The organism is Paenibacillus sp. FSL H8-0548 (assembly GCF_038630985.1).
In the GTDB taxonomy this organism is placed as follows: Bacteria; Bacillota; Bacilli; order Paenibacillales; family Paenibacillaceae; genus Pristimantibacillus.
In genome coordinates, this window is sequence record NZ_CP152049.1 from 1,213,750 (window position 1) to 1,232,926 (window position 19,177).

At 45.3% G+C, this 19,177-nt stretch carries 9 protein-coding genes and 1 riboswitch; of the genes, 8 read left to right on the top strand and 1 reads right to left on the bottom strand.

Translation table 11 applies throughout. The features are described 5' to 3' along the window. Nucleotide 1: 1 nt before the first annotated feature. From MHI37_RS05035 to MHI37_RS05050, 4 genes are all read left to right on the top strand, one after another. Nucleotides 2-2,587 (top strand): metallophosphoesterase, encoded by a 2,586-nt coding sequence (locus tag MHI37_RS05035; protein ID WP_076339547.1) that lies wholly within the window; start codon nt 2-4, stop codon nt 2,585-2,587. Between the two features lie 81 nt (nt 2,588-2,668). Beyond that, a riboswitch (cyclic di-GMP riboswitch) is annotated at nt 2,669-2,754 on the top strand. Between the two features lie 90 nt (nt 2,755-2,844). Continuing rightward, entirely contained in the window at nt 2,845-5,727 is a 2,883-nt protein-coding gene (locus tag MHI37_RS05040) for an EAL domain-containing protein (protein WP_076339548.1), read from the top strand. Between the two features lie 137 nt (nt 5,728-5,864). Next, nucleotides 5,865-6,674, top strand: a complete 810-nt coding sequence (gene speD, locus MHI37_RS05045) for an adenosylmethionine decarboxylase (RefSeq protein ID WP_076339549.1) — start codon at nt 5,865-5,867, stop codon at nt 6,672-6,674. Nucleotides 6,675-6,679: 5 nt separating this feature from the next. Next, nucleotides 6,680-7,549 carry an SDR family oxidoreductase gene (locus MHI37_RS05050; RefSeq protein WP_076339550.1) on the top strand — a complete coding sequence of 290 codons (870 nt, stop codon included), beginning with the start codon at nt 6,680-6,682 and terminating at the stop codon, nt 7,547-7,549. 9 nt (nt 7,550-7,558) lie between these two features. Here MHI37_RS05050 and MHI37_RS05055 read toward each other — a convergent pair whose 3' ends face one another. Continuing rightward, nucleotides 7,559-8,443, bottom strand: a complete 885-nt coding sequence (locus MHI37_RS05055; protein WP_076339551.1) for an SDR family oxidoreductase — start codon at nt 8,441-8,443, stop codon at nt 7,559-7,561. 133 nt (nt 8,444-8,576) lie between these two features. On the opposite strand from MHI37_RS05055, the gene MHI37_RS05060 reads away from it, so the two are divergent. The 4 genes from MHI37_RS05060 (at nt 8,577) to MHI37_RS05075 (ending at nt 19,132) form a co-directional block, all read left to right on the top strand. After that, nucleotides 8,577-9,527: a YafY family protein gene (locus MHI37_RS05060; protein WP_076339552.1), complete on the top strand. Its 951-nt coding sequence runs from the start codon at nt 8,577-8,579 to the stop codon at nt 9,525-9,527. A 311-nt stretch (nt 9,528-9,838) separates the two neighbouring features. Further along, nucleotides 9,839-16,447 (top strand): S-layer homology domain-containing protein, encoded by a 6,609-nt coding sequence (locus MHI37_RS05065; RefSeq protein WP_076339553.1) that lies wholly within the window; start codon nt 9,839-9,841, stop codon nt 16,445-16,447. Between the two features lie 159 nt (nt 16,448-16,606). Next, complete coding sequence (locus MHI37_RS05070; protein WP_076339554.1) at nt 16,607-17,839, top strand: aminopeptidase; 1,233 nt, start codon at nt 16,607-16,609, stop codon at nt 17,837-17,839. Nucleotides 17,840-18,085: 246 nt separating this feature from the next. Continuing rightward, nucleotides 18,086-19,132, top strand: coding sequence for a fatty acid desaturase (locus tag MHI37_RS05075; RefSeq protein WP_076339555.1), 1,047 nt, complete (start codon nt 18,086-18,088; stop codon nt 19,130-19,132). The last annotated feature ends 45 nt before the right edge of the window (nt 19,133-19,177 follow it).

Here is a 19,177-nt window from a genome sequence, read left to right on the forward strand (position 1 = left end):
TATGGAAATGAGAACGAGGATTCATACGATTTTTATGTTCATTGGGTCAACAGAATGCGGTAAAACAACGTTTGCAAACGAGGTGCTTATGCCGCAGCTGCGCTTTCGTGAAGAGGAGAAGGGCGTGATTGCCAATGTGCAGTACATATCCTCTGATAGCATTCGGCAGGAGCTTCTGGGGAGTGACTACGATAAATATGATCAAGTGATGCTGGAAGCAAGCGATCAGGCGTTTCAGCTTTTGTTCGAGAAGCTGCGGCTGGTGACAACCTACCCGATTAATGCCGAATTTGTTGTGGTGGATACAACGGGCTTGTCCGAGGATTTTCGAGCAAAGGTGAGAGGAATCGCGAAGGATAATCATTATAATCTGGAGGTTGTACTGTTTGACTACCGGAAGCGGGAGGATTATTACGCATCAGATCGATCAAAGAAGCTAATTACGAGCCATATCAATCGGCTGCGCAAGGAGGTGCTTGGCTCACTTTCGAGGGAGAAGTATAACAAAATCCATAAAGTACGCGCGAAGGACTTTTATTCTCCAGCTGACCGGTTAGTAAATAAGGATTACAAAATTATGATCGAAGATGTCGATGATTATCTGGCTGCAATATTGCCATTAGAACAGAAGGCGATCATTGTAGGCGATGTTCATGAATGCGTGGATGAACTGAAAGCACTGCTCGTGAGCCATGGCTTTGAATTGGATGGCGATCAGCTGCTGGAAACTGCAAAGGTCAGGGATACGAAGGTACTTCTAGTCGGGGATTGGATCGACAAAGGCAAGCGCACGAAGGAAATCATTGATTTTCTATACGTGAATCAGCATCATTTTCTGTTCGTATTAGGCAACCATGAAAGCTTCGTATATAAATATATGCGCGGTGAAATTAAAGGGGTGGAAGAGGAGCTTCTGCATGCCTATTTCGATTCTACGGAGGTGCTTAGAGGAGACGATATGCTGCTTCAGCGATTTAATCATCTTGTGTCGCTTTCGAACCCCTTTTATAAGAGGGTAGGCAAGCACGGCTCTTCTTATTATGTTACTCATGCTCCATGCGAGAACAAATATATCGGCAAGCTGGACTCAGATTCGAAGCGGCATCAGCGTAATTTCCGCATTGACCGCTCAGCGCCGCTTGAGGAACAGCTGGCGTTTCTGAAGAGGGAGGCGGTAGCTAATCAGCCGTATCATGTCTTTGGGCATATCGCAGCCAAGAACGCCTTCCGAATCAAAAATAAAATTCATATTGACTCTGGTGCCGTACATGGCAATCAGCTCACCTCTGTCATGCTTTCGGCGAAGCCGATATACAAATCACAACTGTCTGCCCAAGCGGCGATAGGTGATGAGCTGTACACACTATTCAAACAGGAACGAAAGGTTTCTCTACAGGAGCTAGACGAGGATGAAGCTCGCAGACTTCAGTATTGTGCAAGCCATAAAATTAATTATATTTCTGGCACGATGGCGCCAGCGGATAAGGATGAAGCTGCTGGCGAGCTGGAGTCGCTGAGCAAAGGGCTGGACTATTTTAGGGGCCGCGGTGTCAAGGAAGTCGTGCTGCAGCCGAAATATATGGGATCAAGATGCAATGTTTATTTGCATGCCGAGTTAGACCAATGCTTCGCAGTTAGCCGCAATGGCTACGAAATTAACAAGCTGGATCTAACTCCAGTGTACGAGAAGCTGCTGAATAGGTTTGGCGGCTATATGAAGGAAAACGACATTGCGATGCTGCTGCTCGATGGTGAGCTGCTTCCATGGCAAGCGCTCGGAGAAGGTCTCATTGACAAGCAGTTCAAGCCCATTGAGCAGGCGTTAAAGACGGAGCTGGCCTTCTTGCAGGCGAATGGCTTCGATGAAGCGTTCAATAAGCTTGTGGATAATTATAAGGAAAGCGGCTTTGAGCGGGATCAATTCCACCTTAGCAAAGGGGAGCTGAATGAAAAACATGGCTTAACCATTTATCAGAACTATAAACATGTTCATACGATGTTGGAGAAGCATAGACCTCTAGACGAGCATATTGAAGCCTATGTAACGTACAAGAAGCAGCTAGAGCTCTATGCAGAAGCAGGCGAACTTCAGTATAAGCCGTTTTCGCTGCTCAAAATGATATATCGTGATGGAAGTGAAGCATTGCCGGATTGGTGCACATCAGAGATGTATCGTTTCCTCAGCGATGATTCGTTTATTAAGCTGGATCTGATGAATACAGAGAGCTATGACCAGGCAGAGCAATACTTTCGAGCGCTCACGATAGATAATCATATGGAGGGTGTTGTCATTAAGCCTGAGCAAATAGTCCCGGAAGCCGTTCCTTATATGAAGGTGCGAAATGCAAGCTATATGTCCATTATTTATGGTTATGATTATCGCTTTCCGCATAAGTACCAGAAGCTGATCAAGCAGAAGAGCATTAACATGAAGCTTCGCACATCAATAAATGAGCATCGATTGGGACAGATCATGCTGGAAGTGCCGTTTTCTAACATATCACCGGAAAATGAAGCTTACCAATCGGCTGTTGCTAATCTCCTATTCGAGGTGGCTAGAGAGAAGGAAATTGACCCGAGATTGTAATTGAACCGAATATCACTGGTTTTGCTAATTTCATGATGGAATATATAAGCATTTTATGAAATACTGGTATAAGTAAATAGTCCTAGAAAAAAGCAAAGTTGTCGAAAGACAATGACGCAAAGCCAACAGGCCTAAAGGAAGTTTCCAAAGGTGGCTGGGTTGCCAAAAGGCTGAGTGATAATCGTTTAATATCCTCTTCCTTATAACATCAAGTTACCTCATCTGCAATATTAGGAAGGGATAAGGGATATTAGACAATGGAACTAGAAATTAAACATTTTACTGACAATATGACTAAATTTGATATTGTTCAAAAGGCAGCTAATTTAGGATTTTGGGCGTATGACCATACTTCGGAAAAAACGTCATGGTCCAACCAAATGTTCGCCATTTATGGCATGAGCTCTGATTTTATATTGAAGCAGGATCAATTATTTAACTTTGTTCATCCTGAAGATCGCGAGCGTGTGGCGCGGCAGCTTCTTGCATCGCAAGCATCAAAATCAGAGGATATTAGCAAGTATCGCATCGTTCGTCCAAGCGGTGAAGTGAGACTTGTGGTAGCAAATACTTCGTTTATTCTCGGTGATGACAATGAAATTGTGATGACTATCGGTACAGTTCAGGATCAGACGGAGAATGAAGTTTTGCAGCATTATAAATCAATATTTGAAAATAATCCTGACGCGGTTTTTTCGTTTAACCTAGATGGCCAGTTTATGTCATGCAATTCATCACTTGAGAAAATGTTTGGCTACACTCAGGACGAGGTTCTCGAATGTAATTTCTATCGTATTATCGAACAGGAAAGTATGGATTTAGCGATTCATTATATTGAGAAAACAGTCAAAACACTTGTACCTCAAAATTACGATACGACAGGTATAACTAAAAGCGGACAAACGGTCGAGCTTAATGTGACCAGTATACCGATTATTATTAATAATGAGCTAATTGGTATATATGGTATCGCTAAGGACATTACGCAGAAAAAGAGGATTGAACAATCCCTTACAGAAGCTGAGCTCAAATATCGGAGTATATTGGAGCAATCTATCGTCGGCATATTTGTCGCACAAGGGTCTTGCTTTGTCTATACAAATGAGCAGCTGAATAAGATGCTTGGTTACGATACATTAATCGGTATGGATGTCGGGGGAATCGTCTATCATAAGGATCGTGAAGCAGTCTTAAGTCAGGTCATGAAGCTCAATGAAGGGGAATCGATACCTAATTTTTGCCATCGGGCATATAAGCAGGACGGAACGATTATACACTGTGAGGTGCATTACAATCGTGTCTCTCATTTAGGAGAGAAAGCAATTGTAGGCATTGTCCTGGATATTACAGAACGGAGCAAAGCGGAGGAACTAAACCAATTTTTGGCGTATCACGACTATTTAACAGAGCTGCCGAATCGACGAAGGTTTGAAGAGCAGTTGAACAAGCTGCTAATCGTGAATGCGTACTATAAACAAAAACTGGCGGTAATGCTCATCGATCTGGATCGCTTCAAATATGTGAATGATACGCTGGGGCATCCGATAGGGGATGAGCTGCTCAAACAAATCGCTGACAGGCTGAGGAATAATCTTGGCAGCGGACAGGAAGTGTTCCGGCTTGGCGGAGATGAGTTTGCTATCATCCTATCTAATCTGCAGCAGCAAAGCGATATTACCAAGAGCTCTAATAAAATCATTGATTTGATTAAAAATCAATTTGTGATAGAAGGGTATGAGCTGAATGTAACGGCGAGTATTGGCATCTGTCAATCACCTGACGACGGGAGCACCGTAGAGTCGTTGATGAAAAACGGAGATGCCGCCCTTTATTTTGCCAAATCGAGAGGAAGAGATCAGTTTCAATGTTACTCTTCTTCATTAAGTGTACAAACATTTAAATTGTTCTCGCTCAGCAATGATTTGCGTAAAGCGCTCGGGAGAGGAGAGCTGTTTCTCGACTATATGCCTCGTGTACATACGGAATCGATGGAAATTGTCGGTGTAGAGGCACTGCTCCGCTGGAATCATCCGGATTGGGGGTTGGTGTCGCCAACAGAATTCATACCGATCGCAGAGGAGACGGGACTCATCGTTCCGATAGGTGAATGGGTGCTGCGTGAGGCTTGCATGCAGAACAAGCGTTGGCAGGCAATGGGCTTGGCACCGATTACCGTGTCGGTTAATTTTTCGGTACAACAGCTGCTCAAGCAAAATATATTGATTTCGATTGATCAAATTATCGAGGAAACAGGCTTGTCTCCGGATAGGCTGGAAATTGAAATAACAGAGAGCTCATTTATTAGCAACGAGAAGGTAGTGACAGAGCTGCTGCTTGAGCTGAAGAAGAGAAAAATTAAAGTATCGCTTGATGATTTTGGCACAGGCTATTCCTCTCTTTATTTATTGAAGCGCTTAGCTCTCCATTCCATAAAAATCGACAGGTCATTTGTCGAGGAAATGATGACAGAGCCTAGCAATAAGAGCATCATCGAGTGTATTATTCGTTTGGCTGGGGAGCTTCATATGCAAGTAGTCGCTGAAGGCGTTGAAACCGAGGAACAATTCAACTACTTGAGGGAGCAGCGATGTGAAGAGATTCAAGGCTATTACTTCAGCCGACCTGTGAATCCTGAAAGGATCGAACAGCTGCTCCGTAATAAATCTTTGAAGGAGCCGGCTTTGCTGCTGCAAAACAAGCAGCCGATCGTTAACCGCAGGCAATATTTTCGGATCGATCTTAAGCATTGTCTTCTGGCTGAAATGACGATCACCATGTTTAAGGGCAGAAAGGTCGGACTTGGAAGCACAGAGGTATTTGTGAAAAATATCGGCCCGGGCGGTCTTCGGTTTATGGTAGGCGTTAAGCTCCCGGTTAACAGCGATATTTTATTGATGATTAAAACCCAAATTGCAAATCAATCGTACGTTCTATATGGCTGTATCGTTTGGTACAGTGAAGTGGAGCATGATATTTATGAGTACGGCGTACAGTTTCAAATGAAAGAGAAGGAGCATGATGAGCTGGTCAGTGCGCTTAATATTCTTGCGATTAATCAGCGTGACGGGATGATGACTCATACACAAATTTACGTGGGCGATCCCATACTTCGCATTAAGGAATTGAAGAAGCTTAATTAGCCATTCATGAAAAAGCATTTTGCAGCTCGGCGCAAACCGAGTGCGAAATGCTTTTTTTTTATTACACATTTTGGTTTTGCTGCATCGCAAGTTGGGTAAAAGGAAATAGTAGTTATGGAAAAGGAGGAGATTGGCACTTGAAATTAACGTCGGAACAGCGAATTCAACTGCATGGCTTCAATAACCTAACGAAGTCACTCAGCTTTAATATGTATGACGTCTGTTATACAAGAACAAAGGAAGAGCGTGAAGCCTATATTGCCTATATTGACGAGCAATATAATTCGGATAGGCTGACGAGTATTTTGAAGGCAGTATCGGAAATTATTGGGGCGCATGTGCTAAATATCGCTAAGCAGGACTATGAGCCGCAGGGCGCTAGCGTGACGCTGCTCGTTTCGGAGGGCCCGGTTATCGGCAGCCCTAACGAATCATTTGAGGAATCACCGGGGCCTTTGCCTGATTCAGTTGTCATGCATTTGGATAAAAGCCACATAACGGTTCATACGTATCCTGAATATCATCCGAACGAAGGAATCAGTACGTTTCGAGCTGATATCGATGTGTCCACCTGCGGTGAAATTTCGCCTCTTAAAGCGCTGAACTTCTTGATACATTCGTTTGACACCGACATTATTACGCTGGATTATAAGGTGCGAGGCTTCACCCGTGATATTAATGGACATAAGCTGTTTATCGATCATGATATTAACTCCATCCAAAATTACATACCGAAGGAAGAATGCCTTTTGTATGACATGATCGACGTTAACATTTATCAGGAAAACGTGTTCCATACGAAATGCAAGCTGAAGCAATTTGATTTGAACAATTATTTGTTTGGCTACACCAAGGATTCACTATCAACCATAGAGCAAGAGGAAATAACGAGAAGGCTTAAGAACGAAATGGACGAAATTTTTTATGGTAAAAATATAAGGAGCTGATTAGAATGTCTAACACTAATTCTACTAGCCAAGTAAACCCGCCCCAGCATCAAAATCGCCAGCCGGGCATTGAATCCGAGATGAATCCGCTGCCGATATACGAATCTGATTCGTATAAGGCCGCAGGAAAGCTCAAGGGCAAGACAGCTATTATTACCGGTGGAGACAGCGGAATCGGTCGTGCTGTTTCTGTTGCTTATGCTAAAGAAGGCGCCGATGTGGCAATCGTTTATTTGAATGAGCACGATGATGCGAAGAAGACGAAGGAGATCGTCGAGAAAGCGGGCGTTAAATGCTTGCTGATTGCAGGAGATATCGGCGACGAGGCGTTTTGCAAAAGCGTAATTGAACAGACGATTAAGGAATTCGGCAAGCTTGATATTCTCGTTAATAATGCAGCTGAGCAGCATGTTCAGCAGAAGCTGGAGGATATCACCTCGGATCAGCTAGTTGCGACATTCCGTACCAATGTGTTCAGCATGTTCTATCTGACGATTGTGGCATTGCCGCATTTGAAAGCGTCCAGTGCGATTATCAACACGGCCTCCATAACTGCGTATCGCGGCAATCCTACGTTGATTGATTATTCGGCGACTAAAGGAGCGATCGTATCCTTTACGCGCGCGCTTTCGGTTAATGTTGCCGAGCAGGGAATTAGAGTTAACGGAGTTGCTCCAGGACCGATCTGGACGCCGCTTATTCCAGCGACGTTTGATGATCAGTCCGTGGCAACTTTCGGATCGGATACGCCGATGAAGCGTCCGGGACAGCCGCATGAGCTTGCTGCCGCTTATGTCTACTTGGCTTGTGATGATTCGAGCTATATGTCCGGTCAAATTTTGCATATCAACGGCGGTGAGGTTGTAAACGGGTAAAGGCTGTTGTTACAGGAATCCGTGAAGCTTAGCATATTTCCCCCAGTGCGGATGTCTGCCATCGACATCTATGATGCCGAATTCATCGGACAGCTGCCAGCTGGGGAATACTTGTCCGGATCGTTCCAGCAGATTATTGCTTGCTGCAAGTGCTGCGATTCCACGTCCTATATAATAAGGTGTTTCGGACTCAGCGAAATGCTCTGCATCCGGCTTGCCGCTATTTACGGCATCCAGCCAATTATGCTCTGCTACGCCAAAGTGCTCCAGCATTTCCTCAGAGCGGAGAAAGCCCGGCGTGACGGCTACAGATGAAACGCCATAAGGATTTAAGTCAGCTGCCATCGCTTCCGCGAGATGGATGGGAGAGATTTTGGCGAGGCTGTAAAAGAGACTCCCTCGATAGCGGTAATCAATGCCGTCAGTTACTTCAATAATCAACCCTTGTTTCCTTTCCACCATTAATGGTGCTCCGTAATAGCTCGTAATGAGATGCGTCTTCACGGCACGCTCCTGCATTAACAGCCCTTTGCTCAAGGAATGTTTCCAAAAAGGTGTCTTCCATTCCGTGAGCTGCTCTCCTCCCCATATATTATTAACAAGCACATCCAACTGACCGTTCTGCTCGGCACGAATTTGCTCAAACAGCGATCGGACTTCTGACTCTACTGTATGATCCACCTTAATCGGTATGCCTAAGCCGCCTCGCGCAGTAACAAGCTCTGCCGTTTCTTCAATGGTTTCCGTCCGGTTTAAATCGGAGGCCTGGCCGCGAATACTCCGCCCCGTGCAATAAACGGTCGCTCCCGCTTCTCCTAAGCTTACTGCTATGCCGCGTCCTGCTCCACGCGTAGCGCCAGCTACAACCGCTATTTTTCCATGCAATGGTTTCATCGAATCTCTCCAATCCTGTTTCTATGATTTACTCTTTGTCAGTTTAACAAAGGATATACGACAACTACTGTCATGTATTCATGTTAAAATGAAAAAAAGTTATTGTCAGAGAAGCAAAGGGGGGACCTCGCGGATGAGAGCGGGACGATTAATTGCAATTGTGCTATTGATGCAAAACAACGGAAAAATGACTTCCAAGGTGCTGGCAGAAAAGCTGGAGGTATCGGAGCGGACGATTATTCGCGATATGGAATCGCTAAGCGAGGCGGGCGTTCCCGTCTATGCGGAAAGAGGGTTGCATGGTGGCTGGGTATTATCCGAGGGATATCGTACGAATTTGACTGGCATGCATGTGGATGAGCTTGTATCCGTTATCGTCGCGAGCCAAGCTGCCTTGCTTGGGGACTTGGGCATTGCAAAACATTATGATGCCGCTGTACAGAAGCTGCTGGCGGCTTCTCCCACAGAAGTGAGCAGAAGCGCAGCAATAGCTAGGCAAAAAATACATATCGATGGAGCGGGCTGGCATCAAATGCAGGAGTCTGTGCCGTTTTTATCTGTTGTTCAGGAGGCGGTATGGGAGGAGCGCGCGCTGCAGCTGCGCTATCAGCGGGAGGATGGGATAGCAGAGCGAATTGTCCAGCCGCTCGGTCTCGTTGCCAAACGCAGCGTATGGTATGTTGTAGGCCTTGCTGGCGGGGAGATGCGAACCTATCGCATTGCTCGCCTGCTTGGTGCTGTCATGCTCGAGGAACGAATTCAGCGGCCAACTGACTTTGATTTGGCCAGCTATTGGGAAGAATCGATGGGGGACTTCAGGCAAAGGCTGCCGAAATATCCGGCGACTGTGCTGGTGACGGAGGCTTCTCTCACGAAACTATCGAAAGAGCGTTATGTCAAGGTTTTGGAAAGCTCTCCATCTGAGGAGCCGAATTGGATAACGGCCAAGGTGGAATTTCAAACACTGGCTTCCGCCTGCGAGATCATCCTGAGCTGCGGCTCGCGTATTGCTGCAATCGAGCCCGCTGAGCTGAGAGAAAAGGTTAAGGATGAAGCAAAGGCGATGAATGCGTTGTATAGCTAGCTGTAGAGTATTATGGCGGTTAAACGAATGAGTAGATCAACAATAGCGCAGCTTTCTTTACAATAACTCAAAACGGCAGGCATATCCTAATCGATGCAGGTGCAGTAAAATAAAGAAAGGTTTTAACAGACATAAAACGGGAAATTGTTTGTTATTACATCTACTTTCTTTAACGGCAAGTGACCGAACGATGGAGAGTGCTTGGAGCCAATAGCAAGGAAGCGACGGTTAAGGGGAAGTCAAATAAGGCTTCGCTTATTTTCCTGTGCCCTCAAAGCAGTAGAAACTAAAATTAGGAGTGAGTTATCCAAATGAAACCTATGTCAACAATGCTAAAGCAATGGATATCGACTGTAACGTTAGTTGCGATATTGTTTGGTGTCATCGCACAGCCTGCCTTGGCTGAAGGAGGCTTGCAGGAAACGCAGACTGCTGAGCCAGCAAAGGGACCTGCGCTTATGATTACGGAGATAGTGCCCGACTCGAAAAACGTGAGCTCCACGGATGCATATGAATTTATTGAAGTATACAACAATACAGATCAACCGATAGATTTTAAAGATTACAGCTTAATTTATCATTACTTTACCCCTTTGAATGTCGAAACGAGCATTCCTTGGACCTTATCGACAGACAAAGCAGTTATTATACCCGCGCATAAGCCGGTTGTCTTCTGGGTGAAGGCAAAAACGATATATGAGCTAAATCCTGCTCTTACCGTAGCCCAATTCAATACAAATTACGGATCTGCTTTAGAAGAGGATGTAAACTTGTTCGAAATTAAAACGTCGGGCGGTCTGCACAATAGTGAGCCTCGCGAATTGATCATCCAGGATAAGACAGGCCAAATCGTATCAGCAGCTTCCTACGAGAATGATGATCAAACGAAAGAGAACAAAGGCATTTTTTATTCTTATCCTACAGATGGTTCAGTAAATATGGTGATGATGCCAGGCGCAGGCACACTTGCGGCAACTCCTGGTGTCATTAACCCTGCACAGGTTCCTGGCGAGCCTCAGCTGCCACCGGTAATTACACATACACCGGTGAATAGCGCAGCGCAAACAGAGGATCTAACGATTACAGCGCAAATCGTCCATCCAATAGGTCATACTGTGTCTTCAAGCGTGTATTACAAGCAAGGCTCGGAAACGGAGTTTACTCGTCTTCCAATGCTAGAAGTGAATGGCAGCTTCCAAGCGATCATTTCTAAAGAACTGTTAACTGAAGCCCAATTAAACTATTATATTGAAGCGTCAGATGGCATCGAAACAGCAAGAACGTTAGTTTACGACGTTGTGGTGCAAACAGACCAATTTGATTACAGCAAGGTTCCGCCGCTTCTGATTACAGAGCTGCTGCCCGATAGCGAGAATGTATCGAATGTTAGCAGCGATGCTTTTGAATTCATCGAAGTCTACAATAATACGGATAAAACGATTAACTTCAATGATTTTAGTCTAGTGTATCGTTATCCGGACAAAGGACCGAGCGCCGATATCGCTTGGGAGCTTGAAACGTCAGACGATGCAACCATTCCTTCTCGTCGATCCATTGTTATTTGGGTGCAGAACAATGCGAACGGCCATTATACGACGGATGATTTCAATATGAAGTTCGGCACGACACTTGTAGGAAACAGCAGCCTATTCCGCACAAAAGTTTACGATGGCATGGCAAATGCAGCAGCAAGGTCATTGGTCATTAAAGACAGCAATGGAATCGATCTTGTCATCGCATCTTATCAAAATGATGCACAAACGGTACCAGATAAAGGGATCTTCTACGCGTATCCAATAGATGGAAGCCTACATATGAAGATGATGGACAATCCAGGTACGCTTGCTGCAACGCCAGGAGCCAATGCGTTAGAGCAACTTCCAGCCGAAACGGCGAAATTACCGGAAATGACGAATTACGCACCACAGGTAACTGCAGTAAGCGATGCTAAGCTCGATGGCGGCATTGAGGTAACTGCTGCAATTAATGACGAGAAGCCACTAGCGCTTCAGGCGTCTATCTATTACAAAACAGTTTCACAGCAAAGTTTCACATCGGTGCCGCTGGGGTATTCGGACGGAAGCTTTAAGGCACTGATACCGGCGGGAGCTGTTACTGAGGCTACGATGCTTTATTATATTGAAGCAAACGATGGCATTAACCTAGTGAAAACAGCAGAATATCCGGTTACGGTCAATAAAGATAAATTTGACTCGCAGAGAGCTCCAGTGCTGTTATTGACTGAGCTTGTCCCTGATTCGACGAATATTGGCGGCGGTGATGGCTACGAATTCGCAGAGGTATATAACAACACGGATCAGCCGATTAATTTGAAGGATTATAAAATTCGTTATCGCTACACAGACTCAGGACCATCCGCAGATGTGATCTGGCCTTCCTCGAAGGAAGATGCCATTATTCCGGCTGGTGGGACGGTCGTATTCTGGGTCATTAATAGCTACAATTCTTCAGCAACGGCAGCAAGCTTTAACGCCAATTATGGCGGCTCACAGCTTGTGGAAGGTGTGAATCTATTTAAGCTTTACAGTGATGGGATGGCTAATGGCGGAAAACGTGCCATGGTTATTTCTACGAACAGCGGCATCGAAATTACAGCTGCCTATTATGATAACGATGAGGAAACAAAACCAGACAAAGGTATTTTTTATAAGTATCCTGCTGATGGAACGACGACAATGATTAAATACAGTCCGGGGCGCACAGTAGCTACACCGGGTATTCTAATGGATGGACAAGCACCGGCTGAGCCCGTTCATATGGTGATGGATACCATTTCTCCAGTGATCACCGATTTGACGGAGGTTACTCAGGTTGAGCAGTCCAAAACGTTTGATATTGTCGGCGATGCGAAGGATGAACAGCTGGTAAAAACAGTTCTTCTCTATTACAAGTCTGATATTCAAAGCGAGTTCACGAAGCAATATTTGACCAAAAGCTATGATGACGGCCTCTATCGCCAGACGATCTTTTCGCCTGAGCTGATTGGACGCGAATCAATTACGTATTATTTTGAGATTTCCGATGGAACGAATAAGGTAACTACGCAGCCGAAGCAGGTCGCTATTCTTGGCGGTGCGGATCGTTCGGAGCTGCGTCTAAACGTATCGGACAACGAAATTTTGTCAGGCACCAAAATTTTGCTCGGGGCAGGAGAGACGGCTGCGGCCGATGAGCTTACGCTATCAATTGACGGCAAACCATTATCCTCAGGCATCTATCATGCGGTGGAACGTGATGCGTATTTTGCATTCGAGGTGCAGGGAGCAGATTATTATTTCAAAAATGCAGTTGTACAGGATAAGGAAATTTTGCATACCTTCCTTGATCCCATCCCGTCTTGGTCAACGCTATCCATTCCAATCTCGGCGGATCGACTGAAGCTGGGCGAAAATGTATTGTCAATCTATGCAGGCTCCAAATCAGGGCCGTTCGATGATCGTCCAGAAGAAAACAAGGATGACTTCGAAGTGCGCAACGTTCGCCTAGTATTGGCAGACGGCACAGAAATCTATGATCCAACATTTGCGAGCAAGACTACATCCATTAAAATGGGCGATAGTGCAGGCAAGCATGAATTTCTTGATTTTAAATTTGCTGTTCCTAGTGCCAAGCTAAGCTCGAAGGCTTATGCGTGGAATACGAAGGAAGCAGCCGATGGCGAGTACGACATTATGCTAAGCCATTATTCGGCAGGGACGATTAGTCGTAAAATCAAGGTCGATAATACAGCTCCAACGATTAAGCCATCTGTAGAGGAAGGAAAGGAATATCGTGGCAATTTTGTTATTGACGTAGACATTAATGACACCATAGCAGGCGTGCAAGAAGTAAAGGCTTTGCTTGATGGCAAAATGGTTGTACTACCTTACGCGACTTCATCGGCTAAGCTTTCGCCTGGGGCACATACATTTGAAATTAGTGCCTCGGATAAAGTAGGGAATACAGCGACAGCTGCGGTTCAATTTTCTGTTCCTGACGAAAATCCGTTTGCTCCGGTGCTGGTAGCCCCTATTCATAATACTCAAGAATTGGACAGCTCGGTTAAGTTGTCTGTTAATGTACTCGATCCTCTTGCTGACCGTATGAATGTGAGGTTCTTTCAAGGTTTTAAATATGACGCTAATTCGCAAACAGGCTTTCAAGCTTATCGCAATGCGGCAGATGTAGAGCCTCCGAAGGAAATGATCCCTGCTGGAGAAAAGACATTTACAGCTGATGATTATAAGGCAATCAGTGAAATCGACGGACAATATTTGATCGATGACTCGATTGAACAGTTTCCTTACCAGCGCTTTGAGATTACGCTCGATTCCTCTGTGCAGGATAACGATCTTGTCGAAATTAGCTGGAGCGGCAAATCACTAGAGGGACGGATGGTCAGCCTGTATGCATGGGCACCTTCGGAGAATAAGTGGAAAATGCTCGATACTACTATAGCAGGCAACGAGGATTTTGAACTTGGTTCTGAAGTAACGGCCGGTCAATATCGAAACGGTAACAGTATACAAGTGATGGTACAGGATCAGCTTCCAGAATCGGACGATCCCTATGATTTCTCCTTCGTATGGATGTCGGATACACAGTATTATTCTGAAACCTATTTCAAATATTACCGCGACAACGTCGCTTGGATTCGGGATCATGAGATCGATAATAAAATTAAATACGTTATTCATACGGGTGATATTGTCGACGAATCCGATAAGGAATACCAATGGATTGAAGCAGACAAAAACATGAAGGTGCTTGATGATGCCAAAATTCCATATGGCGTCTTAGCCGGAAATCATGACGTTGATCATCAAAAAGGCTCATATACTGACTATTGGAAATGGTTCGGGGACGATCGTTTCAAGGATCAACCAACCTTCGGAGGGTCTTATAAGAACAATATGGGACATTATGATCTGATATCAGCAGGCGGCAATGATTTCATTATCGTCTACATGGGCTGGGGTCTTGGCGATGCAGAGATCGACTGGATGGATAAGGTTGTAAAACAATATCCGAACCGCAAAGCTATATTGGCCTTGCATGAATATTTGCTCGTTTCGGGCAATCGTGCGCCAATCGCTGACAAGGTGTACGAGCGAGTGGTCGTACCTAACAAAAATGTATTTGCTACTCTATCAGGCCACTATCACGATGCGGAGCTGAAGCAAGACGCGATAGACGATGATGGGGACGGTAGCGCAGACCGTACAGTATATCAAATGCTTGCTGATTACCAAGGCGCTGAGGATGGCGGTCTCGGATATATGAGGCTCATGCAATTTGATATGAAAAACAATAAGCTGCATATCAAGACCTATTCGCCGACGCTTGATGATTATAACTATTATGATCCTAAAGAGTTTCCGGGCAAGGATGAGTTTTCGCTGGATTTAGATTTAGGCGCGGCAACGAAACGTGTGGCAACGGATTATTTCGCTGTACGTGTATATACGGGCAACCAAATCGGGGAGGCGGTCCAATCCGATAGCGGTACAGAGGCTTCGACGATCTGGAGTAGATTGCATGGAAATACCGATTACGAGTGGTATGCGGTAGCTGAAGATGAGCATAGTGGTGAAGGACGATCGGATATTTGGCGCTTTAAGACAGGCGAATCAGTACCGGTGGTAACACCGACTCCGACACCAACACCGACGGAGACGCCGACAGAAGCACCAACGGCAACACCATCACCGACGTCGAACCCAGTTGTGCCGACACCAACGGCTGGATCGGGAAATTCTGAAGGCTTGAACGGCATTATTGAGCTTGAAGCAAGTAAGGACGGCAGCTACAAGCTGGATGCAGAAACGATTAACAAAAGGATAAGCAGCGCAGCAGCAGGCACCGTTATTGAAGTGAAGCTTCTTGCTTCCAGTACTTCGGGTACGGATCAGCTTGAGATGAGCGGTGAAGGCATGAAGGCGTTACAGCAAAGCGGTCTTCCTTTCCGCATCTTGTCGCAAAATATTAGCTTGGATATACCAGCCGGAGCGTTTCCGGCAGCTATTGCAGAGGCTAGTACCGTTCAATTACAAGTAAATGTGAAAGAAACGGATGAGCTGCAATCAGCAGTTGTGGCAATAACGGGACAGGATAAAAGTTTTGCTGCAACCGGACTTGTATATACATTGGAGCTAAAAGCACTTACTAGTACTGGTACTACCGTCTCCATCCATAACTTTAATCAGTCCATTAAGGTGACACGGACATTGTCGCCAGAAGAGCTTTTGGCGCTTGATATGGATTATGCAGGCGTGTACTATTTGAACGGAAGCAAGGCGGAATACATTCCTGCTATATTTGATGGGAACAAGGTAACCTTCACGGTCAATCATTTCTCTTATTATTCAATCTTTGAATACAGGAAATCGTTTGTGGACGTAACCGGTCATTGGGCGGAGGAGTTTGTTGCAAAACTAGCTGCAAAGCATGCGATAACAGGTGTAGATGAGGAACACTTCGCACCAGCCAAGGCAATTACGCGTGCAGATTTTGCGGTTATAGCAGTAAAGGCGTTAGGCTTCCTTGAAATTGAAGCGGGAGATGCATCGTTTGCAGACGTAGCCTCAAGCAAGTATTATGCGGCTTATGTAGAGAAGGCTTCCGAGCTTGGACTTATTATGGGCTATCAGGGACAGTTCAGGCCAGAGGATACGATTACCCGCGAGGAAGCAGCAGCTATTTTAATTAGACTCTACGAGTATATCAATCATACAGAGGCGGCAGTTTCCCAAATGACGGCCTTCGTTGATATCGCGAAAGCGTCTAATTGGGCTCGTGAATCCATTGAAGCTGCGAAAGCGCTAGGTCTAATAAATGGCAAAGGCGGCAACCTATTTGATCCGAAAGCAGACGTTACACGTGCCGAGATTGCGAAAATGATTTGGAGCGTTGTCAAATAGCAGCAAACCAAGAAACAAAGATCGTAGTCCAGCTAAGCTGGAATGCGGTCTTTGTTTTGCTATAAATCACTCCATTTGACTATGGGCTCGTTCTTTCGATACAATTTAAATCACAACATTGAATGACATAAAGTTATTTATGAAAGGAGATAATGAAAAATGAGTGAGTTTGAACATCATTTAGATACGTATGCAGAGTTAATCGTAAAAATTGGCGTGAACGTACAGCAGGGACAAGAGGTATTTATTACAGGTGCTGTAGATCAAGCTGCGCTCGTTAGACTTGTGGCTAACAGAGCATATGAGGCAGGCGCGAGTAATGTGCACGTGGATTGGACCGATGATACGTTGTCTAAACTAAAATATGAGAAAGCTGCGGATGAGGTGTTCGCGAGCTTTCCTGAATGGGAGACGAGCAAGCGCAATTCGTTCGTAGAACGGGGCGCAGTGTTTATCTCCATCGTTTCATCCAGCCCAGATTTGTTGAAGGGAATTGATTCTGGGCGTATTTCGAGCTTTCAGAAGGCTGCAGGCCAAGGACTCAAGGAATTCCGCAGAGCAATTCAAGCTGACAAAGTAAGCTGGACTGTCGTTGCAGCAGCTAGCAAGCCGTGGGCTGCAAAGGTATTCCCAGAAGCAGGGGAAGAGGAAGCTGTCGAGCTGCTGTGGAAAGCCATCTTTGATTCTGTAAGATTGCATGCGGAAGATCCTGTCAAAGCGTGGGCTGAGCATAATGCCAATCTACATAGCAAAGGCGAGACGCTGAACAAGAACCATTTTCAAAAATTGCACTACACTGCTCCCGGTACCGATCTCACGATCGAATTGCCAGAGAAGCATATATGGGTCGCTGCAGGCAGCACAAACGTCAACAACACTCCATTTATGGCGAATATGCCGACGGAGGAAGTGTTTACAGTTCCGCTCAAAACGGGTGTGAACGGTTATGTTTCCAGCACGAAGCCGCTTAGCTATGGCGGCAACATTATTGATCGCTTCAAGCTGACCTTCGAGAACGGACGTATCGTGAAGGTTGAGGCTGAGGAAGGCCAAGAGATTTTGCAGCAGCTTGTTGATATCGATGAAGGCTCGCATTATCTTGGCGAGGTCGCACTCGTACCGCATGAGTCGCCGATCTCACAATCGAACATCTTGTTCTATAACACGCTGTTTGATGAGAATGCTTCGAACCACCTTGCGATCGGCAGCGGCTATGCTTTCAATATTGAAGGCGGCAAGACGATGTCTCCCGAGGAGCTTGAAGCCAGCGGCGTGAACGCAAGCATTACGCATAATGATTTCATGATCGGCTCTGCGGAGATGGATGTCGACGGGATTACGAAGGATGGCAAGATCGTACCGATCTTCCGCAAAGGGAACTGGGCCATTTAGCAAGCCGCATGACATGTAGAGCTACCCGTTAGAAGCGAGAGCTTCTTCGGGCAGCTTTTTTTCATTTTACTGGGAGAAATTACAGTTTCATAGCGGCTTTTCATAAAGGTATATGACATTTGTCATGTCCTCGTATTGACGTTTATGACTGTAATGACGTGACATCATCCTTTACAATAAGGATAGAATAACTGCTTTAGACGTCAAGGATACTCTCCACGCGTCATATTGAGGAGGAAGAATGTTATGACAGAGCCGAAATTAGCTCATCTTAAGAAAGAAGTTGCCCCTTTTGAGAAAACGGATTTAAAGTCGAGCGTCAGACAGCTTATTAACACATTGGTTCCACTCGTACTGCTTTGGTACGCCGCTTACTTAAGTCTTTCAATATCTTACTGGCTAACTATTCCTTTGGTGCTGCTTACTTCTGGTTTCGTTATTCGGACATTCATCATCTTCCATGACTGCACCCACGGGTCTTTCTTCAAAAGCAAAAAAGCAAATGACATTATAGGTACCATTACAGGTGTAATTACACTTGTTCCTTATAGACAGTGGAAAAACTCGCACTCTATTCATCACGCAACGAGCAGCAACCTTGATAAACGGGGCGTTGGCGATTTGTGGATTCTTACCGTAGAGGAATATGCTGCATCTTCGATGATGCGCCGCATCGCCTATCGTATGTATCGTCATCCGATTGTCATGTTTGGTCTTGGCCCAATTGGCGTATTTCTTATTCAATATCGCTTCAATATCAAAGGTGCTAGACGCAAGGAACGTATGAACACTTATTTGACCAATGTACTGATCGTAGGCACGTATGCCTTGCTTATATGGGCTATCGGCTGGCAGTCGTTCTTGCTTATTCAAGGTCCTGTATTTTTTGTATCGGGTTTGCTCGGTATCTGGTTGTTCTATGTACAGCATCAATTCGAGGACTCCTATTTTGAAAGTGAAGACGAGTGGAGCTATGTAAAGGCTGCAGTTGACGGAAGCTCTTACTACAAGCTGCCTAAAGTATTGCAATGGATTACAGGCAATATCGGCTTCCACCACGTCCACCATTTAAGCCCTAAGGTGCCTAACTATAATTTGGAGAAGGCGCATAATGCGACGCCTCCGCTTCATAAAGCAACAACGATTAATATTAGCGAGAGCTTGGAATCGCTCCAGTTCCGCCTATGGGATGAATCAGATAAGAAATTTGTCAGCTTTAAAGGCGTCAAACAACGGATTCGCAAATTAGAAGCTGCCGCAGACAAGCTGAAGTCTACACAACCACAATCTTAAAATATAAAAAGTACGATGAAGCCATGCCGTTATTGGGTGGCTTCT

Coding starts and splice junctions, on each gene's coding strand:
- MHI37_RS05065 (WP_076339553.1), top strand. CDS start 9,839: ATGAAACCTATGTCAACAATGCTAAAGCAATGGATATCGACTGTAACG.
- MHI37_RS05070 (WP_076339554.1), top strand. CDS start 16,607: ATGAGTGAGTTTGAACATCATTTAGATACGTATGCAGAGTTAATCGTA.
- MHI37_RS05040 (WP_076339548.1), top strand. CDS start 2,845: ATGGAACTAGAAATTAAACATTTTACTGACAATATGACTAAATTTGAT.
- MHI37_RS05075 (WP_076339555.1), top strand. CDS start 18,086: ATGACAGAGCCGAAATTAGCTCATCTTAAGAAAGAAGTTGCCCCTTTT.
- MHI37_RS05050 (WP_076339550.1), top strand. CDS start 6,680: ATGTCTAACACTAATTCTACTAGCCAAGTAAACCCGCCCCAGCATCAA.
- MHI37_RS05060 (WP_076339552.1), top strand. CDS start 8,577: ATGAGAGCGGGACGATTAATTGCAATTGTGCTATTGATGCAAAACAAC.
- MHI37_RS05035 (WP_076339547.1), top strand. CDS start 2: ATGGAAATGAGAACGAGGATTCATACGATTTTTATGTTCATTGGGTCA.
- MHI37_RS05055 (WP_076339551.1), bottom strand. CDS start 8,443: ATGAAACCATTGCATGGAAAAATAGCGGTTGTAGCTGGCGCTACGCGT.